Origin of the sequence: Endozoicomonas sp., assembly GCF_965196975.1 — a bacterium.
In the GTDB taxonomy this organism is placed as follows: Bacteria; Pseudomonadota; Gammaproteobacteria; order Pseudomonadales; family Endozoicomonadaceae; genus Endozoicomonas.
Genome location: NZ_OZ239981.1, coordinates 3,955,144 through 3,978,848, shown reverse-complemented (window position 1 = coordinate 3,978,848; position 23,705 = coordinate 3,955,144). Strand labels below are relative to the sequence as shown.

The window sequence follows — 23,705 nt, the reverse complement described above, 5'->3', positions numbered from 1 at the left end:
ACAACACATTAACAGTAAATCTGGATTTTGAGAGCCTAGCCTTGTGTTATTTCTACGGATTCAGCTAATTATAGACAATCCAAATAATTCTGATTTGTACGCCATTACCGCTTTGAACAAATCAGAATTACATCAACCAATAGTGCACTCAGTCTCTGTCAAGCACCAGGTAGCTGTAAGTAAGGGGCTGATCATCTTCTGACTGAATGTCCTCCCGAGAGGTTTCCCGCCACTCCTGCTGGTTGATTTCCGGAAAGAAGGCATCACCGTCAAAACTTTGGTAAACCCGGGTCAGGTAAAGGCGGTCAGCTCGGTCAATGGCCTGTCGATAGATCTGCTCACCACCAATGATCATGATTTCTTCGTTACCATTGATCAGGGCGATATCTTCAGCGAGTGCAATCGCATTATCCAGACTGTGAACTACTTTGACACCTTCATGAGTCCAGTCTTTATCCCGGGTAATGATGATATTAGTTCTGCCAGGCAGAGGCTTTTTCAGGGAGTCGAAGGTTTTCCGACCCATGATGATGGGCTTGCCCATGGTGACAGCCTTGAAGTAGCGCAGGTCTCCTGGCAGGTACCAGGGCATTTTATTGTTGATACCAATGGCATTGTTATCTGCCACTGCGGCTATCAGGGCCAGCTTCATCCGTGTCTACTCCGTTCTGATCCACAATACTCCTGGAAAGCGTATTGAGGTTAAAAATTATTGCCCAGCTTTTGGGTTGAAGACTCCAACATTTTCATGACCTTCTTCACGAAGGTGCATGGCGTGAAGCTGGCTCATTACACCTTTTTCGCAGTAGAGCAGGTAATGACGATCTTTGTCCAGCTCAGGGAAGCGTGTTCTTAGCTGATAGAAGGGGATGGTCACCACTTCACGCCCTGGCATGGTAAATGGTTTAATCTCTTCTTCAGTCGGGTGGCGAATATCGATAATCACTTCACCCTGATGAACTTCATTAACAACCTCAACTTCTTCACGGGTCAGATCATCTGCAATGATATCGTGGATAGAGACCATTCGTCGGCTTTGAATGGCATCTTCAAGTACTTCGAAGTTAAACCGCTCCTCTTCCGCTGCAATTTTTTCTTCCTTTGCCCGGGTTGTCGGGTTCTTGGAGATAACAGCGCAGTATTCCGGAATATTACGAACGAACTCTTCGGTACCGATTCGTATGGATATATCGATAATTGCCTGCTTATCCATGGTAATCAGAGGTCTGAGTACCAGGGCATCGGTTACCGAGTCAATCACCGCAAGATTGGGTAGTGTCTGGCTGGAAACCTGACCAATGGCTTCACCGGTGACCAGTGCAGCCATTTCCATTTCTTCAGCTACCTTACTGGCAGCCCTGAGCATCATCCGTTTCAGAATAACGCCCATCTGGGAGTTATCCACTTTGGTCAGAATTTCTTCAACTACGCCTTCAAACGGTACGGTAACGAACTTAACCCGGTGAGAAGCACCAAAGCGGTTCCACAGGTAGAAAGCCACTTCTTTTACTGCCAGCTCGTGAGCGTGTCCGCCAAGATTGAAGAAGCAGAAGTGGGTACGAATGCCGCGTTTCATGGTGAGGAAACTGGAGACCGTCGAATCAAAACCACCTGAAATCAGAGAGAGAACCGGTTCCTGAGATCCCAGAGGATAACCTCCCAGACCTTCTCCCCGTTTCTGAGTCATGAAATAGCGGTCATTTTTGATATCAATACGAACGGTTATTTCAGGGTTTTTAAGGCTCACCCCGCTGGCTTCGGTCTGCTGGTTCAGGCCGCCACCGACAAAGCGCTCTACATCAATGGATTGGAAGTCGTGCTTGCCGTTTCGGTTGCAGCGAACACAGAATGTTTTGCCAGCAAGCGTTTCTGAATGGGCTTCTATGGCTTTTTCCAGAATATCTTCCAGGCTGACCAGTTTGTGCTCTGCAACCTGCAGCCAGTAGGCAATCCCCGGAATATGGCTTAACAGATCACTGACCTCTGCCACCAGGATTTCATCATTGCTACTGGTCGTGACCTCAATATGATCCCATACACCCGAGACATCAATATTCTCATCCACGCGCTTGAGAATGGTGCGAATGTTTTTTCGCAGCATTTTGATAAAGCGTTTTCTTACCGGGGCACTTTTAATCGTGATTTCCGGAAACAGTTTGATGATGAACTTCATGGATCAGGAGACCTTGTGGGCTGGATAGTCCGGGCAGGTGGGGCGGATAGTTAAAACGTAACTATTCAGCACCCAGCAAAGGCGTATTGTTGTAATTTCGAACCGCTTTAAGAAGCGCCTGAAATATGTTCAACCCCTGCTTTTTAGCAGATGATAAATAGCTTCGGATTCGGGTAAACATGGTACCTCCGTCTTCGCTTCTGAAGCAGCCTGAGATCTTCTGCTTAAGTTTGGCCATCCTGGCATCACGTTCACTGCCATTGTTATCGAAGGGAATTGAAAAGTCCGACATGAAGCGCAACGTTTCAACCTTAAACTCAATAAGCCTTTTGAACAGGTTGTAGGCCTTGGTATTCCTGACCTTCTTACGTCCAAGCACCTGTCGTTGTTTTTCCATATAAGCGGTTTCCTTCGTGAGAGCCCTTTGAAGGATTTGGTCGTATATCGTCTCAATGCGAAGCTGTATTGCACCAGGCATTTGAGTCAGACCGGCTGCTTTGTATTTCTTGCAGAAGTGCCAGGAGAGCGTAAGCAATTTCATCAGCCGCAGAGCCAGCTTATTCGCATCCCTATCGACAACTCCCTGAAGCTCTCTCAGATGATGGGCATTACAAAGCACATGCACTGCCGCATAGGCAAAGTAGGACTTCCAATGATCGTGAACCAGAATGCCTGCAAAAGTCAGCAGGATGCCCATTGCATCCATTGCTTCACAACCTCGCCTTTCTGAGAGGTAGTAAAGCGTCCATTGGTCATCTCGCATAATGTGTAACCACCACAGTGAACCGTCAACCCGCATGCCAGTTTCATCCGCTCCTGCAACCGGACTTTCTTGTAAAGCATCGCGGATACTCTGCTCAGTAGAGGCCAGGTTCTCATGGGTATAGGCAACAAAATTGGCAACAGAGCCTGCGCTGACACTCATGCAATAAATAGTATTGAAATACTCAGACACCCGGTGATATGGGATGAAGTGATACTGGTTTAAATGAACAGCCATTGCCTGAGTCACTTCTCCGTATTGAGCAGCGGCTTTCACTCCTTGGGGAAACTCAGCGGTGTTCCGTTTACCACAAGGACATACTTTAACGTCTGCCCAGTACGCGGTAACTTCAAATTCTCCGGGTCTACCTGGATCAAAAACCTGTCGCTCAATGTATTTGGTGGGTTTAATATCGATAAGCGAAGACTGGCAACAGCAACATTTTTCAACCTTCAGATGCCTGACATAATCGGGTAAGGCGACACGTCTCAAACAAGAGCCTTGATGACCTTTCTGGCCACCTGGTTTATTGCCTGAAGATGGTCTAAGGCTTTTGGGGTTCGGTGTTTCCTGTGAGGAGCAGGGGGCTTCTTTGGAAGATGTATCACCTTTATCACTCCCTTTTTTACTGGGCTTTTGATAACCATCTGACGATGGTGGCTTACTACTGTTTTGACTGTTTTTATTAACCCTTTCTTCCAGTTCGCTGCAACGTTCCCGTAAAAGCGCATTCTCGGTCCGAAGCTCTTCATTCTCTTTAAGGAGAGCTTCGGTAAACGGAGTAGCTGGGAAGTCTGGTTCCATACTGGAGATTTGTTAGAAAAATTGAGTATAAGATGATGGTCGAAAAATCAGAAAATTCCAGATTTATATGAAGGGTGCTGAATAGTTACGTTAAAACATTAATTCATTGTGCATTATACCGAATAACCAGGTGCTCTGGACACCCTTGTGATAAAGACTGGCTTTAGGGCTCAAACGTCCGTAGAGAAGGACTCTGAAAAGCAGGTTTATCAAGGCAGGGTTGGTATATGTCTCTATACGTGTAAGTAAAACTGCAAATCCTATTTCAAAGGGGGTACACTGTCTGCCGCTGTTTTGTGAGATGGGTGTTTTGAAAACCATTTCGCACCTATTTGGTGCGCGGTATTCTTTTCTTGCACTAAAGTGGGTGTTTTGCTTTCTGGTCTCACTGCGCCATGCCTTATTCAGGTGCGTGAGAGTCGGGAGGATGATGTGCCTTGGATAACCTGAAGGCGTTAAAGTGAACAATAACCTTACTGGCTGGGTCGGTAGCTGGCTGTTTTTTGGTCACTTTTTACCTTTTTTCAGATTTTTCAACGAAGAGCACTAATTTTGCCCATCCCATCTGGTGGAGTTGCAAAATGTGGCATAGCTATTGCTATAGCTCCAGCAAGCGTATTTCTTTAGCTGCTGCTGGTTGATGAGACCTGGAAGCAAAGAGATTGATCAGTAAACCGCCTGATCCGAATACATTCGTCGCCAGTGCGGTGTTTGTCCTCTGGAGGAAATAATAAATGTCGAAGACTCTTAGCCTGATTAAGGAACATGACGTTAAGTGGGTTGATCTGCGTTTCACCGATACCAAGGGTAAAGAGCAGCACGTATCGATTCCTATTGGTGAAATAGACGACGAATTCTTCGAAGTCGGCAAGATGTTCGACGGTTCCTCTATTGCTGGCTGGAAGGGCATTAATGAGTCTGACATGATTCTAATGCCTGACGACAGTACAGCTACCATCGATCCATTCACTGAGGCGGCTACTCTTAACCTGCGCTGTGACATCGTTGAGCCATCCACCATGCAAGGTTATGAGCGTGACCCACGCTCTGTTGCCAAGCGTGCTGAAGAGTACCTGAAGTCTACCGGAATTGCCGACACCGCTTTCTTTGGTCCTGAGCCAGAGTTCTTCGTTTTTGACGACGTTAAGTGGAGTGTTGATATCTCTGGAGCTTCTTACGAAGTGAACTCTGAAGAAGCTGCATGGTCTTCCAACGCCAAATTTGAAGGCGGTAATATCGGTCACCGTCCAAAAGTGAAGGGCGGATACTTCCCGGTTCCACCAGTTGACTCCCTGCATGACCTGCGTGCTGCGATGTGCGATGCCATGGAAGCACAGGGTCTGGACGTTGAAGTTCATCACCACGAAGTAGGTACTGCTGGTCAGTGTGAAATCGGTGTTAAATTCAACACTCTGGTGAAGAAGGCTGACGAAGTTCAAATTCTGAAGTATGCAGTGCATAACGTTGCTCATGCTTATGGCAAAACGGCTACCTTCATGCCGAAGCCACTGGTAGGCGACAATGGTTCTGGCATGCACGTTCATATGTCTCTGTCCAAGAACGGTGACAACCTGTTTGCTGGTGACGGCTATGCCGGTCTGTCTGAAGAAGCGCTGTACTACATTGGTGGTGTTATCAAGCATGCTAAGGCGATCAATGCATTCGCCAATGCTTCTACCAACTCTTACAAGCGTCTGATCCCAGGTTTTGAAGCCCCGGTAATGCTGGCTTACTCTGCCCGTAATCGTTCTGCTTCTATCCGTATTCCATACGTGAATAGCCCTAAGGCCCGTCGTATCGAAGTGCGTTTCCCTGACCCGACTGCCAACCCATATCTGGCTTTTGCTGCCCTGATGATGGCTGGTCTGGACGGAATCAAGAACAAGATCCATCCTGGTGATGCTGCTGATAAGGACCTGTACGATCTGCCACCAGAAGAAGCTGCTGAGATCCCAACAGTTTCTACCAGCTTCGAAGAAGCTCTGGCTGCCCTGGATGCTGATCGTGAGTTCCTGACTGCTGGTGGTGTATTTACTGATGACATGATCGATGGTTACATCGAACTCAAGAAGGAAGAGTGCCTTGCCGTGAGCCAGACTACTCACCCTGTAGAGTTTGATCTGTACTACTCTGTCTAAAGCATCCTTATAGACTTTCTGAAAAATTGTTGTTTACCTCAAGCCAGAGCGATAGCTCTGGCTTTTTTATGCCCATGGACGGGCTGTATGCTGGCAATATCGCGAGCCAGTACCGTGTTAATTGTCAGTATCGATTTTCCCTGTTAAATAGTATTGGTAGCCATTAAGCTAACCTAAGATCGACGCGATATAAGTCGTGTAAGACTTCATCCGGAGCAAGAGGCTCATGAATATAAAAAAGGCAATGGTACAGTCTTTTCTGGCAGTTATTCTGCCAATGATCTTAGCGGACTTGGCATTGGCCGCTATTTACAAGACGGTGGATAAGGATGGAAACATTATCTTCACTGACTCTCGTCCTGCGGACCAACCCAGTGAAGAAGTTCAGTTGCGGCCTATTACTCCTATGTCTTCAGTTCCAACCAGTAGGCCCGGATCATCAGTATCATCGCAAGAAGAGAGTGAAGAGATGTATTCTCTTCTGGAAATTGTAGAGCCTGCCAACGATGCCACAGTGCGAAGCCAGGGGAACTTTACGGTGAGAATCGCTACTGAACCAAGAGTTCTTTCAGGTCACAGGATTCGTTTATTGCTGGATGGTGATGTAGTTGGTGAGTCCAAGCGAAAGTTAAGCTTTGAACTCAAGAATATAGATCGAGGCACCCATACTCTGACAGTAGAAATTGTAGATAACCGGAAAAAAGTGGTTCAGTCCTCTAACAATACCATCCATGTGCATCGCACGACGTTCAAACCTGCAGTTTCTATAAACCCCCCTTCACCCTGATTTAAAGTACCTTTTGCACCAAAAAGGGGAGTATCAAGCTGATACTTCCTCCTTACTCTAACAACCTCTCCTGATAACCCTGTTTTCAAACCTTGCTTGTATCGTCAATAAACTTGATGCTCTGAATATATAAGCGCACTATTATGGTGCGTCTAAAAGTTAATAAAATGGAATTAACTTTCAGCCATCACATTGAAAAGAGCCAATTGAATCGGGCTTAAGAGATAGGATGTGGGGTAGTTCAGGAAATTATCGCTAAAGAGAGGCCAGTCTTTGAAGGATGGTTTGATTTTTGCATTCACGATACCTGATGCTATTTCTCATTAAAACGAGACGACAACAGCAATAACAAGACTTGACCATGAGACCATGAAGCAGCTTTTACCTGAGATGATCCCTGAAACAGGAACTATGCAAAACATCATTCTGGATAACCTGAATACTGTGGTGATGGTGCTGGACCAGGAATTCAGGGTGATTACCCTGAACCCTGCTGCAGAAACCCTGCTGGATACCAGCTTGAAACGGGTGCTTAACCAGCCAGTTACTACCGTGATTCCTGAAGACAATTTCAGGGCTGATCTGGATCGCAGTCTAAGTCAGCATCAGCAGTTCACACGCCGGGAAACCGACTTTCCCATCAATGGGGAAATGATTAATGTCGATTACAGTATTTCACCCATAGCCTGTGGAGAAGCAAGGCTGCTTCTGGAAATCAATCCTCGTGACCGTGTTCAAAAGATTACACGAGAAGAGTCGCTGATTGCCAAGCAGGAAACCTCCCGTATTCTGGTGCGAGGTCTGGCTCATGAAGTGAAGAATCCACTGGGTGGAATTCGTGGTGCGGCTCAGCTTCTGGCCAGAGAACTGGACGATAAAGGGCTGAAAGAGTTTACCGAAATCATTATTCAGGAAGCTGATCGACTGCGTGATCTGGTCGACCAGATGCTGGGTCCCCTGCAGCCACCAAAGATGGAAGACCTCAATATTCATGAAGTACTTGAAAGGGTGATGCAGTTAATTAATGCAGAAACTGGGGGAGAGCTCAGGCTCAAACGGGACTACGACCCAAGTATTCCAGATATCCCGGGTGATTTTGAGCGATTGATACAGGCCATCCTGAACCTGGTGCGTAATGCCATGCAGGCCATAGATCAGGCAATGCCGCGTTCTGAAGGTTTGATTACATTGCGAACCCGTATTGCACGACAGTTTACGATTGGCACCCAGCGACGAAGATTGGTCTGCCATTTATCCATTATTGATAATGGGCCAGGTATTCCCACAGAACTGATTGAAAATATTTTTTATCCCATGATCAGTGGTCGTGCAGATGGCACAGGTCTTGGATTACCCATGGCGCAGTCGATAATCAGTTTACATCAGGGACTGGTTGAGTGTGAGAGTAAACCAGGCGAAACCGTATTCAATGTCTATTTACCGCTTTCGATGGACATGTCACAGGAGTGAAGTATGAGTTTGAATTCCAAAGTCTGGATCGTGGATGATGATCAGGCGATACGCTGGGTTCTGGAGCGAGCCCTGAATTCAGAAGGCATTGAAACGCAGTCCTTTGATGCGCCGGAAAAAGTGCTGGCTGCGCTGGAGCAAAGTGAGCCGTCAGTGTTGATCAGCGATGTTCGCATGCCAGGCATGAATGGTCTGGAGCTGCTGAAGGCGGTTCATGATCAGAAACCCGATGTGCCCGTTATTATCATGACCGCTCATTCTGACCTCGACAGTGCGGTGTCATCTTACCAGAGCGGTGCATTTGAATACCTGCCCAAGCCTTTTGATATTGATGAGGCTGTGGCACTGGTTAAGCGTGGGCAGGAGCATCGCCAGCAGCAATTGGCTGAAGCGCTGATTCCGGAGGCATCTCTGCAGGAAGAAGAGTCAACGGAGATTATTGGTGAAGCCCCTGCCATGCAGGAAGTATTCCGTGCCATTGGCCGTCTGTCTCATTCCAACATTACGGTGCTGATTAATGGTGAATCAGGAACGGGTAAGGAGCTGGTGGCCAGGGCGTTGCATCGACATAGCCCACGGGCAGATCGATCTTTTATTGCACTGAATATGGCAGCCATTCCCCGTGACCTGATTGAGTCTGAACTCTTTGGTCATGAAAAAGGCGCATTTACCGGTGCGGGTGGCATGCGACGTGGGCGTTTTGAGCAGGCAGGAGGCGGTACGCTGTTTCTGGATGAGATTGGAGATATGCCCGCAGATACTCAGACCCGATTGTTACGGGTACTTGCCGATGGTGAATTTTATCGGGTCGGTGGACACACACCGGTAAAGGCCGATGTTCGGATTATTGCAGCAACTCACCAGAATCTTGAAAAACTGGTTGAAGAAGGCAAGTTCCGTGAAGACCTTTTTCACCGACTGAACGTTATCCGGGTACATCTGCCAAGGCTTAAGGATCGGCGTGAAGATATTCCAAGGCTGGCGCGTTTCTTCCTTGATAAGGCGGGGAAAGAGTTGGACGTGGAGCCCAAGATTCTTCACACGGAAGCTGCCAATTATATCAGCTCTCTGGATTGGCCTGGTAATGTCCGGCAACTGGAAAATACCTGCCGGTGGTTAACGGTAATGGCTTCAGGCCGGGAAGTGCTGCTTTCTGACCTGCCTCCAGAGCTGATGAATAAAGGAGATAATGACCAGGGAGCAATTACGGGCTTCGGAAGTTGGGAGCAGCTTTTTCGCCAATGGTGTGATCGTGAGCTGGCCGCAGGCCATGTGGGTATCCTTGATCAGGCAGTGCCTGCTTTTGAAACCATCGTTATCGAGTCAGCCCTGGCCTATACCGGTGGACGCAAAAAGGATGCTGCTGAGCTACTGGGTTGGGGGCGGAATACGCTTACCCGTAAGATCAAGGAGCTGAACCTTGAACCTTCAGAGTCTTCAGAGGAGGAAGAGCTGACCGTTTAGATATTATTCTTTAATAACTCCCCAGCTTAGATGCTCCGCTTTCGTCCAAGTATGACCCAGAATCAGAAGGGAAAGGGGGAGCATGGCTTTGGAACACCAGAAATAGGGGAGTTATTCAGAAAGTATTTCTTAAGGTTTGAAAAATCAGTCCCCCAATATAATCAAGTCTGCCAGTATTTAACATTAAGAGCTGGTGGCTGCTACCGATACTGAACTAATAACGATTTAGCAAGGTAGCAAAAGCGTGGAACGGATTCCATTATTTAAGCAGGAAACAGTCCTTCAGAGAATTGGGGCTCTTTTATTTTCTGTTACCTTTGCCGTCACTATGGTGACAGAAACTGAGGCAGGCACCCAAGGAAAGCTGGGAAAAACCTCTTCAGGCTCATTTTCTATCACACTGATTGTATATCCTTCTTTAGAGTCACTGGTTGCCATTGTGGATGAAAACGCAACCGATGAAGAAGGTAATCCGATCATTATCCCAACGAATACTCTGAGCTTTGACCGCCCGGTTTCCCTTTGCATCTCAGGTCGTGGCCTCTCCCAGTTCAGCCTTGCTGCCAATGGCATCCGGGGCATTGATCTGAAAGTAACCGAGCCTGAACGTGAAATCTGGATTACTGAACAGCCATCAGCGGCATTTGGTGTTGAAAAAGACTGTCGCAACAGTACTCGAAAACTGATCGCACAGCCTGAGGTGGGTTTTCAGGGTTCAAAGCAGCCAGCGACCCTTCTAATTCATGCAGAGTAATCAGTGGGTTTTGGATATACTGACAGAAAAACCCATTTGAGATTATTTCTCTGGACAATAGAATAGGGGTAACAGTGTTCATCCCCTGTCGTCTCAAGCGCTAAAAAGCAACTCAGTAAAGTTTGGTCCAGGGCAAACCGGAATTACCATTATATGTTCATGAAACGCATTGCCAGTGGAGCCTGCCTGCTGGCGACTCTTATCGCCAGCTCACAAGCGCTGGCAACCATGTCTCTTGATCGTATGATCGTCTACTTCAAGCCAGACCAGCTGCCGCGGCAGGATGTGGTGGTCTCCAACCCGGATAAAGAAAACCTTTACCTTCAAACCGAGGTCTACAAGGTAGTTAACCCGGGTACAGAGAAAGAAGAACGTATTCGGATCACAGATCCCAATGAAATCAAATTACTGGCTACGCCAGGAAAAGCCATTATTCCACCCAGTGGTCGTAAAACCGTGCGTCTGGTGAGTCTGGAAACCCCTAAAGAGAAAGAGCTGGTTTATCGGGTAACATTCCGGCCGGTGGTGGGTGATCTGGAGGCTAAGAAAACCGCAATTAAACTGCTGGTGGCTTATCAGGCACTGGTTTTTGTCCGCCCGCAGAATCCAGAGTATAAAGTGGTCGGGAAGCTGAATAATGGCAAAATGACGTTTACTAACAGTGGCAACATCAATGTTGTTCTACGTAATGGAAAATATTGCACCAGCAGCAAAGAAGAAAGCTGTACTGACCTGAGCGATGGTACCCGTATCTATGCCGGTGAAAGCTGGGAAATGCCTTTGCCTGAGGGCGCAGCCAAAGGCAAAGGATTTATCCAGTATGGCCTGTTTGATGGTGAGTTTGAGGAGACTCAGAAGTTCTCTCTTTAATATCATATTAGTAACCTGTTGCGACACTCCTGCATTGATTATGTGGGAAGCTGTCATTCAGGCGTAATAGCGGAGGCATCGTACGATGTTGTCTACCATTTTATTATTTTTTCTACTCGTTCCAATAATTTAGAACTTACGCATTGACAGCTCTGATAAAAGATGGTCTCAGCCAGTCTTTACCATCAGAGAAGCTCTTAATGAAGTCCCAAATAGCATCCTTGAGCGCATCATTCTTAACGCGATAGATGCTACTGAGAGATTCAGATACTTTCTTGGCCTGAAGGCAGGCATACCCAAAGATAGAGGCAAAAATATGGTTCCTGACCTGCTGCTTTCCTCTCACCTGAAAGCGCTCAATACTGCAGAGTTGTTTCAGCGCCCGGTGATACTCTTCGATCGCCCAATGGTGCAGGTGAAGTTCATTAAAGCCTACCTGTGGTGATACCTCTGATCCAGCATGGGGTGTGTAGACGACGTAATGGCGCAGCTCGTTTTTTAGCCGCGTCCGGTACAAACGCACAGAACCAAAATTACGTAGCCAAACGGTTATTCCCTCTTCAGGAATCTCCAGGCTCTGCACTTGTTGGTAGTCACCCTTTTGGATAGAAACAGTACGGTTGCTTTTAACGGCAAACATAAAACCCAGACCGTTGTTTTTCACAGTCTTCAGGTTTGCGGCACTGCTATACCAGGAATCCCCCGTAACAAATGCAGGTCGTAAGCCCCATACAAGTACTTCTTTCAGCATCTCGAGAAAATAATCATTTTTGGACTTTCCGTCCGCAGAGTCATAGATACGGAAATTGACAGGAAGGCTATAGCCTTTGATATCGGTGTAATAGAGCGTTATGAGATTAATGCCCTTGACGGCTTTATGATGCTTGCCCGAGTAATGATAGCCGATGAATGCCGTGTAGTTACTGTACGGCTTATCCAGCACCGTATCATCAACCGATAGCGTGCCCCCATCAAGAATCAGCCTTGCGGCTACTTCCATGAAAAGGTCATTGGGAGCAAAGTCTTCACGTTGTAGAAAACGGTTAACGCTGTGGTGTGACATATCTCCGATCTCACTAAGGCGAGTACAGGTTGCTGATTTCGGCTCACACAATAGAAACCCTGTATATTTCGGCAAATCACACCCAGCTGTTGTAGGTCTTGTTATCTTTCTACGCACGACGACATCCGCTATTTTTTGCTGATCTAGCAATTTTTACAGCTGCCTGTCAATGCGAAAGTCCTATAATTCTTCTCCGTAGTGGATAGCTTCATAGCTGCTATGCGAAAAAATAGTTCGAATAGAACATGGGCCAAAGTTTGGTTCAGGCTATGGATGAATTCTAATAGTATTGGCTGAGCTGCAATCTTCTGGAGTATCAAGTTTCAACTTTTTGGAAGCTGGTTCAGTAATAACCGTTTCATCCGATTTCCGCTTTTCAATTGCCCGGGATTCCAAGCCTTTCTCCGATTGCTTTTTAGAGGCGTTGCAGCTGGAAATAAGCATAGAGCTAGAGCGCCCTGAAATACTTCTGGATTTAAGCCGAGCTTTGAATTCAGAAAAGCGTTCCGGTTTTTTGCTGTCCTTGAGTCTTTTATGAGTTTTATAGTGACTTTTACCATTCGCATCGCGAGTCACTATTTCTTCTTGAATGTCCTTTAGGGGCTTTGACCTTGGCACATAAGAAGGTTTATGCATAACGTACATAAAGGATTTCTAGTTCAATTATGTACGGAATGCAAACTGTCATGATTCAACTTTGCCAGTAACATATTTTTCCTGAGCAGAGCTGGCCAGTTATAATTCTGGTAGTAGGGCTTCAGCTGGGAGTTACCGTGATAGTCACAGTACCCTGATACCGCCCTCCATCGAAGGGTTGCTTTTTCAACGTTATCCTCACTTCAGCATTGTCCTTTCCACCACAATTTTCTTTATTGCTGCCTGTGCCGGTAACACCAGTTCCCGGTCTAATGCTGTTCTGCCATGCTTTCCCTATAGAGCGGAAGTCCACTTGGTAAGGTAACCGTCTGCTGCCCTGACTCAGGTTAAACTCATTGTTGTGGTCAGTATGGCCACCATTGGCTCTAAGCAGATATTTCCGCCATCAGAAACATAAACACAGAACGACATGGTTCTAGCGTCATAATTGCCAGCGGAGCCTTGGGTTAGCGATACATCTTTCAGATTGCTGATTTTTGCGGTTCGGTTTGCTTTCTTTCGAATACGAAATTCCAGAGTATCGTGATATTGAGTCTGTTCATCATCAAGACCAACGAGATAGACACTTTTATACTGACCGGGTTGTAAGCCCGTGAGTCCACTTTTCTTGAGTCTTAATTCAAAAGTAACGGTTCTTTCTTTTGCCACTTTCTCAGGGGCTTCAAAAAGCGATGACCAGTTATTCCAGCCATTGCTATAGATGGTGTACTTTCTACCGGTCTCGGATTGAAAACGTACCCGCCTCAAAAAAGTAGAAAGCCCATCCCGGTTGAGAGACGGTTTTCCTCTTCCTTCACCTTCATCCTGACTGGAAACACCAAAGCGGTAGTCCTGACCTCTGCCCACGGGGTTACAGCCACTCAGCTCACATACTGTTTTAAATTGAACGGTAATATTGCGATTGAAGTTATTGCCGACCTCATCCAGATTGACATCTATGTATTCAATATCCCGATCGAAAAAGAAGGCTGCTTTTGTGGTGCCAGAGAGCCATAACAGTGATACGGCAAGCCAGACTCTGAGCGGTGCTAAGATAGAATTCATTGTTTTAATATGAAATTTATAAGAATAGGATAATGGTAGGATTAAGCAGGGTTTCTAATGATTTAGGACTTTCGCATTGACAGGCAGCTGTAAAAATTGCTAGATCAGCAAAAAATAGCGGATGTCGTCGTGCGTAGAAAGATAACAAGACCTACAACAGCTGGGTGTGATTTGCCGAAATATACAGGGTTTCTATTGTGTGAGCCGAAATCAGCAACCTGTACTCGCCTTAGTGAGATCGGAGATATGTCACACCACAGCGTTAACCGTTTTCTACAACGTGAAGACTTTGCTCCCAATGACCTTTTCATGGAAGTAGCCGCAAGGCTGATTCTTGATGGGGGCACGCTATCGGTTGATGATACGGTGCTGGATAAGCCGTACAGTAACTACACGGCATTCATCGGCTATCATTACTCGGGCAAGCATCATAAAGCCGTCAAGGGCATTAATCTCATAACGCTCTATTACACCGATATCAAAGGCTATAGCCTTCCTGTCAATTTCCGTATCTATGACTCTGCGGACGGAAAGTCCAAAAATGATTATTTTCTCGAGATGCTGAAAGAAGTACTTGTATGGGGCTTACGACCTGCATTTGTTACGGGGGATTCCTGGTATAGCAGTGCCGCAAACCTGAAGACTGTGAAAAACAACGGTCTGGGTTTTATGTTTGCCGTTAAAAGCAACCGTACTGTTTCTATCCAAAAGGGTGACTACCAACAAGTGCAGAGCCTGGAGATTCCTGAAGAGGGAATAACCGTTTGGCTACGTAATTTTGGTTCTGTGCGTTTGTACCGGACGCGGCTAAAAAACGAGCTGCGCCATTACGTCGTCTACACACCCCATGCTGGATCAGAGGTATCACCACAGGTAGGCTTTAATGAACTTCACCTGCACCATTGGGCGATCGAAGAGTATCACCGGGCGCTGAAACAACTCTGCAGTATTGAGCGCTTTCAGGTGAGAGGAAAGCAGCAGGTCAGGAACCATATTTTTGCCTCTATCTTTGGGTATGCCTGCCTTCAGGCCAAGAAAGTATCTGAATCTCTCAGTAGCATCTATCGCGTTAAGAATGATGCGCTCAAGGATGCTATTTGGGACTTCATTAAGAGCTTCTCTGATGGTAAAGACTGGCTGAGACCATCTTTTATCAGAGCTGTCAATGCGTAAGTTCTATGATTATAAAATAGTCAGTTCTCTTAACTCTGAGCAGCACCTTATTAGAATAAACGATATGTCTAGCCGTAATAATATTGCTTATTACTGTGTGCTCCCGAATGGGTAGTAGTGGATCTTGCCTGAAGTCATCAAAGACATTCTCTGTATGTTAATCAGTCTTGGTTTGAACCAGGGGGGAGGTTATTTGGGAGTGATTACAACCGTCATGACATCGCTAAAAACACCCGAAGGCGCGTTGTTCACAAAGGACTGATCTGCTTCAATGGTAATGGTGGAGTTATAGCCAAACTTGGTATCCAGGCAGTTTCCTTCCTTACCACTTATCTTATAGGGCTCTGTCTCTTTTTCTCCCTCTTTGGCTATATTGAAACTGTCCTGCTCTTTACCGTTTTTATTCAGGAAACGGATGTCAACTTTATAAGGAATACTGTAGGCCTGAGTGCTGTCCGTGAGGTAGTACTCTTCTCCTTTTACCGTATTTCTGGCATCAAACAGGACACTGGCTTTACCTGAGCTGCTGTAGATGCAGGGATAGATAGTGGCAGAGGCATTGTTAGCGGGGAGAATCATATCTTCCAGTTTGGATATCCTGGCCTGACCCGGTTTGGCCAGTGAAATTGTCACGGGAATTGAAAGCCAGTGATACTCCGGTGTCTGGGCATCCTGACCCACCAGATAAAACTCCAGATTCTCTTTATTATCGAATAACTTTTTCAAGCCACTGGTCTTGAGCGTCAGGGTAAACGTCAATGTTGTAATATCATTGTCAGGTGCTGCCTGAGTAGACCATCTACCCAGCTTAAGTGAGATGCCCTGTGGCGTACCAGATACCTGAATTGTATTCTGAATGTATTCACCATAATCACCGTTGGGTTGGCTGGGCAGTGTATTGCCTCTACCGGACATACTGTCATCTGAAATGGCAAACCGGTATCTCTGGTATATCTTCTGCTGGCTTTCAATCGCGTATGAGCGGAAGCGAACATCAAAAGTGATATCTACACTGTTGTCAGAAGGAATAGTTACGGTTTTCCTGATTTCATAATCAAGAAACACAAACACTGCTTGGGCAGTAACTGGTAGGCACAGGGAGGTTACGCAAAGGGCACTGGCGAACAGAAAGTAGACTTTATTAAGGGCTTGCCTTGCCATTAAGACCTGTCTTGAGTAGTAGGGACTGAATTACAATCTATTGCATATTAATATTCATAAGGTGGCAATGGTGGAAAACCGAATGCTTTTGGCAAGGCATCACGGGATTGAAAATTAATCTATTGAAGTTAATTAACCGGGAGCAACCGTCAGATAGGCCGTGTCTTGATAAACACCTGCAGGCTTACCGTTGATCTCAATATCTTGAATCGTAATGTTCAGCTGCATATTTTCAGAAGTGCCGTTGCCGCAGGAGGTAGAATCAGCAGCGGTCCATGAATTATGAGTCACATAGCTGCCACCTTCAGCGAGTGCTTTCATATTGCTCTGGCCACTCCCACCCGCTTTTCCAACGGCCAGGCCATATTCAATATTGTCACTGCCATTGGAAAGCAAAAACTGACCACTGCCGTATGTGCTTTCACCGCGAATTTTTAAACTGGTGGTGCCAAAGCCGTAGACACAAAAGGTCTGCCCCTGGTCAACATCGCTGCCGGCGGTGTGGTTTATGGTCATATCTTCCAGACCAGAAATCTGGACCATAGGCACCAGTTCAATAGAAACGGTAAATTCAACTTCAACCGTGAGCTGAGGACTGGAACGTTCGGTAATTAAGGTAAACCGGCTTTCATACCGGTTAGTAAAGGCATTGTTGAGAATATCCGAGCGTTTAATTTTAGCTCGCAGAATATACTCATTATTTCTGCACTGCTGATGCTGCTGACTGGCCGTAAAGTTGAAAGGAGTATTTATCAGATCATCAGAAAATCCGCTCTGGGCATCACCATCCGCGCCCATAAGGGTCAGTGTAACGGGCAATGCTGCACTGGAACTGCTCTCAAGGACATACTGTCCATTTCGCCTCGGGCCATCAAAGCGCACCTGGAAATCGTTCAACTGGCGGTTCTTTGGGCCACTCCGGTTTTCCCGGTAGGCAATCAGGCAGAACAGGCGACCATCGGTTGCCGCTTCGGTAGCGCCACTGGCAATCTCTTCGCCACCCCACTGTCCCATCTCGATTGGGTAGAGACGTTTTATTTTGATCCAGTAGTTGTAGGCCCCGTCATTGCTGCTGGCGCAGTCGGCATCGGACTTGTTACAGTCATTATCGGGGTGCTCTCTCAATTTGATAACTGACTCATAGGTTAGCTTCAACCTTTCCAGTCATGAACTCAGACCAAAGTTGTTCCCAGCGCCCCTTACTCTGGATCAGTGCTCTTGTTGTCAAAAGCACTTCCGCTCCTGTTGCTTTCCACCTCATTCCAGAACCACATAATCGTTGCTTTACCAGAGTCTTACAAGCCGCTTCAGTAACTCCTGAACCTATTGGCCAATGGCGTTTAAGCGCCTGATGATAATTCATTAACTGGTGATTGTTTGTAAAATAGCTCACAGCTTTGTAGCGCTTCTCTGTCAGTGCGATTGTCTTTTTCGGGAGCTCGGCTGATTCAATTTCCTGAAGGATTTTTTTGGCTGCTCCACGCTTGTTTTTCAAACTATGTAGCCTGTCTTCAAGCCACTGGTGTCGCTTCGCCTTACTGGTTGGAAACAGTGCTTCCGCTGCTCCAGCTAAATATTCAGATGCATGATAAAAATCGAGTATCTGCCCAGAGGTATGTTGTTTCAAATAACTCCAGTTTTCTCTAGCCCCGTCAGCTACCCCGATGTATGTGGCATTTGGGTAGAGTCGTTTTAGATCTGCAATCTCCTCGTCGAGCTTGCTCATAAAGCTTTGTTTACCATACTCTGGCGAACTGGCTGTATATATCGTGTGGAGCCTGTCTCCATCTGCAGAATATAGGCTCAATGTCCCACACATGGCTTCCCTCCAGCCTTCTTCACAAAGCAGCATGCAGGTTCCATCCAGACCAATGGCTATTGTTTCAACAGGCTCTTTTAGTGGAGGAAGGTGGTAGTGAGTGTCTTGCTGGTCTTCAATTAATGCACCTACTCTGTCCGATAAATGCTTGATATAAGAATTTGAAAGCGTCCTTTGATGGTTGGTCTCAAAATCTTCTTTTACCGCAGGCGCTGGCATCTGGCTGTATTTCCAGGCGATAGACTTGGCAAATTTGGGGGTAGCTGAACCAATAATACCGGCACGAAGATCAAGTGCTGCCAGAGTACTGCCACCTCTGACACCCTGATATACGGAGCGCTCCAAAGGTATACGACCGTATAAGGTTTCATAGTGCTTAAGAACCTTTCCTTTGTAGTTCCACTTCTGCTGATTAACGACGATAGGTTCTTTATTGGGTGATTCAAATAGCCCCAATAACTCTTTTGTTCCAAGCTGCCCGGCTTCATTGAGTGCACGCTGTAAACTATCTTCAAGATTCAGCATGTTGCCTGAATCTATAGAAACTTCAATTTGCAAAACGATGCTTTTGGTAGAGCTGGAAATAACAGAAGCGGGCATGACAGTTAACTATTATGAGTGGTGTTCCCATAGTAGCTGTGAAAATAGAGCACTATTGTTTCAATCATTCAGAGAGAGTACCCCATTATCGGCATGGGAAACGACAGAGAAAAGAAGGGCTAAGACAAAGATAAAAGCGTTAAACAGCATAACGCAGTACTCCTGCAACTACCGTTATTATTCTTGATAACTGGTAAGGCAGGCTCTCCTTCCAACAAACCTCATTACTACCAGAATGAACATGGTCATAATACAGAATTTAATAAGGCTTATGAACACCCCTAGACAGCGCTCACCGTGAGGGTAACCGTGTCGCTATAGGTACCACTATTAACGGGTGTTTCATCCAGGTAGATACGTAGCCAGGCATTGAATGCATTGCCACAATTTTCTGTTGAACTTCCAGTACCGTAAAGGCTGTCTCCTGGTCGAATGTCCGCTTGCCAGCCAGAATTATCAGGAGAGAAATCCATTTTATAAACGACCCTTTCACTGCCATTGATCAGGTTGAATTTGTTTTTAAAATCATCATTACTGCCATTGGCTCTCAGGACGTACTGGTCACCATCAGTGACATAGATACAGAATGGCATCTGTTCTGCCCTGCTCTGGCTATTATTGTATTCAGTCAGATCAACGTCTTTGAGCTGACTGATTTTGACTTTTCGGTTGTCTGCTCTGCGAATTCGTATTTCAAGGGTTTCCCAGAGGTTGTATATTTCTCCTCCAACAAAACCGACATCACGACCAACAAGATAAATCGACTGATATTCTCCCGGGGCTAAGTTGTTTTTAAGACTTCCTCTTTTTAACGTTAATTCAAAAGAAGCCGTACGCCATGTTCCCTGCGGCTGGTTTATTTCAAAAGTGTCTGTCCAATCTCCCCCATTAGTAGGTATGTCTGCTCCCTGGGTACTATAACTGGCATTTGCTACTACGTTGTTTAAATCCCGATGATCTAGGTCTGGTGCTGGGCTCGGGGTGAAGAGAGAGAAACTGTTATTTTCACCGGCATCTTTCTGTGAAAGCCCAAACTTGTAGCTATGCTCCTCACCAATACAGTTTGGAAAACCCTGGTCAACATTGCATACCGACATAAAGCTGACCGTTACAGTACGAGTGAATTGTGAACTAACCTCATCAAGGTCGACATCGATGTACTCAATTTCACGATCAATATAAAAAGCAGAAAAGGCAGGTTGACTGGTAAACAGGAAAAATAGGCAAGCCAGGGATGGGCGAAAAAGTGACATGGTTACAGTCCTGAGTGAAGCAACCAATAACACGCAGTTATCAGAGCTTTTAAATTATCCAGCGATTAACCGTGAAGAACAGAAAACCGTGGCTTGCCTCAGAACAGCTACAGGTAAACATCTCCTTTTCAGAGGTGGTCTTATGTCAAAATTATTACTGAATAAAAACATGAAGTACAGTGTCAGGTAGCTTCTACATGAATTGTTACTGTATCCGTATATACGCCAGTGGAGAGGCTTTGATTACCTGGGATATCAATGAATAGCTGCATATTGTTTGCAGTATGTCCGTAACAATTCTGGCTATCAGATCCCGTCAGGCCATTAAGAAAAACACCCGGAGATAGGCTCTGGGGAGTGCCTCCCTGAAGAACAGGTTGCAGCATAATTTTGTAGTTTATAGGCTCTCCTCCTTGAGAGAGGTAAAACTGCTGATTAGCATCATTTTTTCCTGTGGCCTTGAGTTTAAATTCTGTACCTCCCTGAGAAAAAACACAGAAGTTCATCGGTTCGCTGGTAACAGCCTGGTTGCCTTCCGAAGTCATCCTTATGTCTTTAAGACCACTCACCTTGACTCTCTCTGGAACCTTGATTTTGAACAGCAGGTCTACCTCGTCATTGTAGGTAATCCAGCCAGTTTCTTCTCCGAACAACGAATAATTTGAGATGTAGGTTCCGGGAAGTGTGGAGTCCAGGGCATTATTAAAAATGGTAAATGTCAGAGTACTGTCCACGGCCTGATATTGCCCAGGCCGAAGTCCTGCTGAAAGTTCATTATTGTTGAGGGTCAGATCATTATTACCCTGTTTGTATTTGACTTGGCCAATCACAATATCTTCGGTGACCTGGTTCGTTTCCTGGTGCAGAAACGTAAAGTCAGAGCCTCTCAGGTAGTATGTCTCTTGTGACTGAAAAAAGTCACAACCACTCAGACTGGTTCCCCGGCAAGACTGTAATGTGAGATTGACTGGAACATCAAACTGTTGATTCTCCCAGTTCAGAGGAATTTCTATATCAACAGCGTTGTTGCTTAGAAAGGTAAAGTAACCAAAACCAGGTTGAGAGAATGAAAGCAGTAGAATGAATAAATAATTACGAAGGGAGGTTTCTTTCTCAGTACAAAAGCACATACAGACATTCCATGCTCTAAGTTCACTCTTATCCTTGCCTGTTAACGCTGAACGTTTTGGAAAATGCGCTTGCGATATAGGCAATATTTGCACTGACCAATCCGAAACCAGTCATCGATTTTCTGCTGTGTTGCGTGGCAGAATTAGACGAAAGTGCAATTCTATTTTAACGCAAGAATGTCTGGATCAGTAAGGGTTATTGCTTAAATGGCACGTATTTTCTGCGGATTTTGGGGGCGTGAGTGTATTTTTGCTTTTCAGGAAGGCTCCACCGTCAGATAAAGCGTCCCCTTGTACACTCCCGCAGGCTTTCCATTTATCCAGCTATCCAGTACCACAATCCTTACTTTCGTATTGGTACTGCCATTACAGTTTAACGACGTACTGCTATTTGTTGCTTCCAGCCATTCTCCGGGATCGACGGTGTTAAGGTTGGATCCATTGCTGGATAAACGAACCCTGTAGGGAATGTTATTAGCTCCATTGTGAAGTAAGAAAGGCTCTGTAGAGCCAGCCCCACCACTGGCCTTGATACGATAATCACCGCCACCGGAAACAAACACGCAGAACGGCTCTTCCTGTCGGTAGCGGTTATTGCCGCGGCCAGTCAGCACCATATCATCCAGTCCACTGATCTTGACCAGCGTTGGTAGATTTACCGTGAAATTAACATCGGAATGGTAACCGGTTGAGTCCTGGCCAATATCGACGGAAAAATTACCGCTGTAACTGCCAGGCAAGAGACTCTGTAGCTCAGAAGACAGCAGTTCAAACCGAACCCATGCCTGTGAAAAAGGCTGCTCATTACAGGACGTGGCACCCTGTTGATCGGACGTCAGGTTGCCCGGGCCCGGTTCTTCCCAGATGGACGAACCATTCACAGGAGCACCGCCACGCCACTTAAAAGCAACGGGTAGGGTATTGCTGCCGTTGCTTAAGACAAAATCATTGCCATCTCTGTCACCATCCACCTGCACATCAAATGGTAAACGGCTGAAGGCGTTGATATTGCTGTTGCCAGAGGGTTTTGTATAGGAAAGAATACAGTACTGCTGTTCGCCGTAAATCACGGAGCTATTATTGATAATCTCTTCTGTCTGAATCGTGATTTCCTGGTTTTCCATTCCAATGACGTCGGCACACCGTTCACTGTTTCCGGAGAGAGAAGCACACTCTAATGCCGCCAGAGAGGGAGTTATCCACAGGGTGAAAATAATAGCGGGGAAACGTTTTAGAGCGATCGAGAAAACATCATACAACATAACCAATTACTGCCTGTGCCATCACTTCGCTCACACTGAAACAAAAGATGGCCGAGCCCTGTTTTATTATTCTTACGTGTGACTAATGTAACTGATTTTATTGAGTTATAAACCCATTTTATCCAGTCAGGTGTCGATGCCAGTGTGATGGATTTTTCCCAAAAAATCCAACCGGTGAAACCATTCAGTGAACTGAAGCAGGGAAGAAAAGCTTAATCAGGAGTTACCGTAAACGTCATGGTGTCGCTATAAGCTCCCGTTGCCTCGCTAATATCGGGTGCATTGACGTTCACCGTCATATTGGGAACCAGGCACTGCTGTTCAGTAGTTGGGGTAAAACCATCCTTTTCTCTGTTTCTGAAATAGTACCTGCTTCTTCCTGCAGAGTCAGAGACGGTCAGGTTGTATTCAATGTAACTGCTGTTGCCGTTCTGCAGAGCGAACTTCTGGTTAGGTCGCTCAGCTCCAACGGAGCTGGATGCTTCCAGTGCGAATTTATTGGCTCCCATGGCAAACACACAGAATTGGTGGCTGCCTGTTGCTGAATTCCCATTGGGCTGCAGCGTAATATCTTCCAGCCCGAGAATTTGAATGACCGGTAATATTTCAATTTCTACCTCAAACTCCATCCATACCGGCCCCAGGCTGGTGGCATCCATGGTTGATTGCGATGATACCCGGAAGAATCCGGTATAAGTGCCGGTCCTGACTGTAGCAATAATATCCTGCCTGGCAACGGAAGCCGAAATCGTCAGCTCATTGTCCCTGCATTGCTGATAATTGTTGTTTCCCTTTAACGTAATGCGTTGTCCGGGGGTAAATATCTGCTTTGCCTGTGGCGCGCTGCCAGTTGTATCGCTGATCTCGAAGGTTACCGGTATCGAATAGCCGCCATTGTTCAGCAGGTACTGACCTGATGAAGATGAGCCATCAATCGTGATCTGAAGATCAAACATCTCCCGTGGGCTGCCTTCTAAAAAGGCAATGGTACAAAATTGTTTGCCACTGCTGACTCCGGTACTACCAGAGACAACCTCTTCACCACCCCAGGCCGGCAGCTCCAGTTCTTCAGGCAGGCGCTTTATCTTAACCCAGTACTTTCCATCCTGATCACAGTTGTTGTCAAAGCAGTCACTGTCAGCGTAAACAGGTGTCGCTTGAAGGGTTGAAAGGGCGAAAAGAAAAAGAGAGTACAGTGAAAGGAACTTCACCTTCTCAGCGGTTTGTGTGACAACAGCGCTCACAATAAGTCCTGATGAATAGGTTGTCTTTGGTAAGGGATCTTATACGACGTTTCTCAGCCTGCAGATTTCAGCAGGC

At 46.2% G+C, this 23,705-nt stretch carries 20 protein-coding genes; 7 read left to right on the top strand and 13 right to left on the bottom strand.

Annotated elements, in window-relative coordinates:
• Positions 1-148: 148 nt before the first annotated feature.
• The 3 genes from ACOCLE_RS17940 to tnpC form a co-directional block, all read right to left on the bottom strand.
• Positions 149-652, bottom strand: coding sequence for a dihydrofolate reductase (locus tag ACOCLE_RS17940; RefSeq protein WP_419533614.1), 504 nt, complete (start codon positions 650-652; stop codon positions 149-151).
• Between the two features lie 57 nt (positions 653-709).
• Complete coding sequence (gene thiI / locus ACOCLE_RS17935; protein ID WP_419533613.1) at positions 710-2,173, bottom strand: tRNA uracil 4-sulfurtransferase ThiI; 1,464 nt, start codon at positions 2,171-2,173, stop codon at positions 710-712.
• A gap of 61 nt (positions 2,174-2,234) precedes the next feature.
• Positions 2,235-3,740 carry an IS66 family transposase gene (gene tnpC, locus ACOCLE_RS17930; protein WP_419532963.1) on the bottom strand — a complete coding sequence of 502 codons (1,506 nt, stop codon included), beginning with the start codon at positions 3,738-3,740 and terminating at the stop codon, positions 2,235-2,237.
• A gap of 734 nt (positions 3,741-4,474) precedes the next feature.
• On the opposite strand from tnpC, the gene glnA reads away from it, so the two are divergent.
• The 6 genes from glnA to ACOCLE_RS17900 all read left to right on the top strand — a co-directional run bounded on the left by glnA (position 4,475) and on the right by ACOCLE_RS17900 (position 11,223).
• Positions 4,475-5,878, top strand: coding sequence for a glutamate--ammonia ligase (gene glnA, locus ACOCLE_RS17925; protein ID WP_419533612.1), 1,404 nt, complete (start codon positions 4,475-4,477; stop codon positions 5,876-5,878).
• A 226-nt stretch (positions 5,879-6,104) separates the two neighbouring features.
• Complete coding sequence (locus tag ACOCLE_RS17920) at positions 6,105-6,665, top strand: DUF4124 domain-containing protein (protein WP_419533611.1); 561 nt, start codon at positions 6,105-6,107, stop codon at positions 6,663-6,665.
• 411 nt (positions 6,666-7,076) lie between these two features.
• A complete protein-coding gene (gene glnL, locus ACOCLE_RS17915) occupies positions 7,077-8,135 on the top strand; it encodes a nitrogen regulation protein NR(II) (RefSeq protein WP_419533610.1) in 1,059 nt (352 codons plus the stop codon).
• A 3-nt stretch (positions 8,136-8,138) separates the two neighbouring features.
• On the top strand, positions 8,139-9,599 hold the full coding sequence (glnG, locus tag ACOCLE_RS17910) for a nitrogen regulation protein NR(I) (RefSeq protein ID WP_419533609.1): 1,461 nt from the start codon (positions 8,139-8,141) through the stop codon (positions 9,597-9,599).
• A gap of 244 nt (positions 9,600-9,843) precedes the next feature.
• Positions 9,844-10,353, top strand: coding sequence for a hypothetical protein (locus ACOCLE_RS17905; protein WP_419533608.1), 510 nt, complete (start codon positions 9,844-9,846; stop codon positions 10,351-10,353).
• 153 nt (positions 10,354-10,506) lie between these two features.
• Entirely contained in the window at positions 10,507-11,223 is a 717-nt protein-coding gene (locus tag ACOCLE_RS17900; protein ID WP_020584198.1) for a molecular chaperone, read from the top strand.
• Between the two features lie 136 nt (positions 11,224-11,359).
• Here the strand turns inward: ACOCLE_RS17900 and ACOCLE_RS17895 are convergent, their stop codons facing one another.
• The 3 genes from ACOCLE_RS17895 to ACOCLE_RS17885 form a co-directional block, all read right to left on the bottom strand.
• The gene (locus ACOCLE_RS17895) at positions 11,360-12,403 is read right to left on the bottom strand and encodes a transposase (protein ID WP_419533005.1); all 1,044 of its coding nucleotides are present in this window, start codon (positions 12,401-12,403) and stop codon (positions 11,360-11,362) included.
• Positions 12,404-12,553: 150 nt separating this feature from the next.
• Entirely contained in the window at positions 12,554-12,931 is a 378-nt protein-coding gene (locus ACOCLE_RS17890) for a hypothetical protein (RefSeq protein WP_419533607.1), read from the bottom strand.
• A 333-nt stretch (positions 12,932-13,264) separates the two neighbouring features.
• Positions 13,265-13,987: a hypothetical protein gene (locus ACOCLE_RS17885; protein WP_419533606.1), complete on the bottom strand. Its 723-nt coding sequence runs from the start codon at positions 13,985-13,987 to the stop codon at positions 13,265-13,267.
• A gap of 129 nt (positions 13,988-14,116) precedes the next feature.
• On the opposite strand from ACOCLE_RS17885, the gene ACOCLE_RS17880 reads away from it, so the two are divergent.
• On the top strand, positions 14,117-15,160 hold the full coding sequence (locus tag ACOCLE_RS17880) for a transposase (RefSeq protein WP_419533005.1): 1,044 nt from the start codon (positions 14,117-14,119) through the stop codon (positions 15,158-15,160).
• Positions 15,161-15,349: 189 nt separating this feature from the next.
• On the opposite strand, the gene ACOCLE_RS17875 is transcribed toward ACOCLE_RS17880, so the two are convergent.
• The 7 genes from ACOCLE_RS17875 to ACOCLE_RS17845 all read right to left on the bottom strand — a co-directional run bounded on the left by ACOCLE_RS17875 (position 15,350) and on the right by ACOCLE_RS17845 (position 23,629).
• The gene (locus ACOCLE_RS17875) at positions 15,350-16,321 is read right to left on the bottom strand and encodes a hypothetical protein (RefSeq protein WP_419533605.1); all 972 of its coding nucleotides are present in this window, start codon (positions 16,319-16,321) and stop codon (positions 15,350-15,352) included.
• 132 nt (positions 16,322-16,453) lie between these two features.
• Positions 16,454-17,476: a hypothetical protein gene (locus ACOCLE_RS17870; RefSeq protein ID WP_419533604.1), complete on the bottom strand. Its 1,023-nt coding sequence runs from the start codon at positions 17,474-17,476 to the stop codon at positions 16,454-16,456.
• Positions 17,460-18,740, bottom strand: a complete 1,281-nt coding sequence (locus ACOCLE_RS17865; protein ID WP_419532972.1) for an ISKra4 family transposase — start codon at positions 18,738-18,740, stop codon at positions 17,460-17,462. Before ACOCLE_RS17865 ends, ACOCLE_RS17870 begins: the two co-directional genes overlap by 17 nt.
• A gap of 281 nt (positions 18,741-19,021) precedes the next feature.
• Entirely contained in the window at positions 19,022-19,993 is a 972-nt protein-coding gene (locus ACOCLE_RS17860) for a hypothetical protein (RefSeq protein WP_419533603.1), read from the bottom strand.
• Between the two features lie 182 nt (positions 19,994-20,175).
• Complete coding sequence (locus tag ACOCLE_RS17855) at positions 20,176-21,216, bottom strand: hypothetical protein (protein WP_419533602.1); 1,041 nt, start codon at positions 21,214-21,216, stop codon at positions 20,176-20,178.
• A 164-nt stretch (positions 21,217-21,380) separates the two neighbouring features.
• Positions 21,381-22,385 carry a hypothetical protein gene (locus ACOCLE_RS17850; protein WP_419533601.1) on the bottom strand — a complete coding sequence of 335 codons (1,005 nt, stop codon included), beginning with the start codon at positions 22,383-22,385 and terminating at the stop codon, positions 21,381-21,383.
• Positions 22,386-22,597: 212 nt separating this feature from the next.
• Positions 22,598-23,629, bottom strand: a complete 1,032-nt coding sequence (locus tag ACOCLE_RS17845; RefSeq protein ID WP_419533600.1) for a hypothetical protein — start codon at positions 23,627-23,629, stop codon at positions 22,598-22,600.
• Positions 23,630-23,705: the final 76 nt, after the last annotated feature.

Excerpts from the sequence above, each read along its gene's own strand:
- ACOCLE_RS17940 (WP_419533614.1), bottom strand. The coding sequence starts at position 652 with ATGAAGCTGGCCCTGATAGCCGCAGTGGCAGATAACAATGCCATTGGT.
- ACOCLE_RS17885 (WP_419533606.1), bottom strand. The coding sequence starts at position 13,987 with ATGAATTCTATCTTAGCACCGCTCAGAGTCTGGCTTGCCGTATCACTG.
- glnA (WP_419533612.1), top strand. The coding sequence starts at position 4,475 with ATGTCGAAGACTCTTAGCCTGATTAAGGAACATGACGTTAAGTGGGTT.
- glnL (WP_419533610.1), top strand. The coding sequence starts at position 7,077 with ATGCAAAACATCATTCTGGATAACCTGAATACTGTGGTGATGGTGCTG.
- ACOCLE_RS17850 (WP_419533601.1), bottom strand. The coding sequence starts at position 22,385 with ATGTTGTATGATGTTTTCTCGATCGCTCTAAAACGTTTCCCCGCTATT.
- ACOCLE_RS17900 (WP_020584198.1), top strand. The coding sequence starts at position 10,507 with ATGTTCATGAAACGCATTGCCAGTGGAGCCTGCCTGCTGGCGACTCTT.
- tnpC (WP_419532963.1), bottom strand. The coding sequence starts at position 3,740 with ATGGAACCAGACTTCCCAGCTACTCCGTTTACCGAAGCTCTCCTTAAA.
- thiI (WP_419533613.1), bottom strand. The coding sequence starts at position 2,173 with ATGAAGTTCATCATCAAACTGTTTCCGGAAATCACGATTAAAAGTGCC.
- ACOCLE_RS17920 (WP_419533611.1), top strand. The coding sequence starts at position 6,105 with ATGAATATAAAAAAGGCAATGGTACAGTCTTTTCTGGCAGTTATTCTG.
- ACOCLE_RS17875 (WP_419533605.1), bottom strand. The coding sequence starts at position 16,321 with ATGGCAAGGCAAGCCCTTAATAAAGTCTACTTTCTGTTCGCCAGTGCC.
- ACOCLE_RS17865 (WP_419532972.1), bottom strand. The coding sequence starts at position 18,740 with ATGCCCGCTTCTGTTATTTCCAGCTCTACCAAAAGCATCGTTTTGCAA.
- glnG (WP_419533609.1), top strand. The coding sequence starts at position 8,139 with ATGAGTTTGAATTCCAAAGTCTGGATCGTGGATGATGATCAGGCGATA.
- ACOCLE_RS17890 (WP_419533607.1), bottom strand. The coding sequence starts at position 12,931 with ATGTACGTTATGCATAAACCTTCTTATGTGCCAAGGTCAAAGCCCCTA.
- ACOCLE_RS17860 (WP_419533603.1), bottom strand. The coding sequence starts at position 19,993 with ATGTCACTTTTTCGCCCATCCCTGGCTTGCCTATTTTTCCTGTTTACC.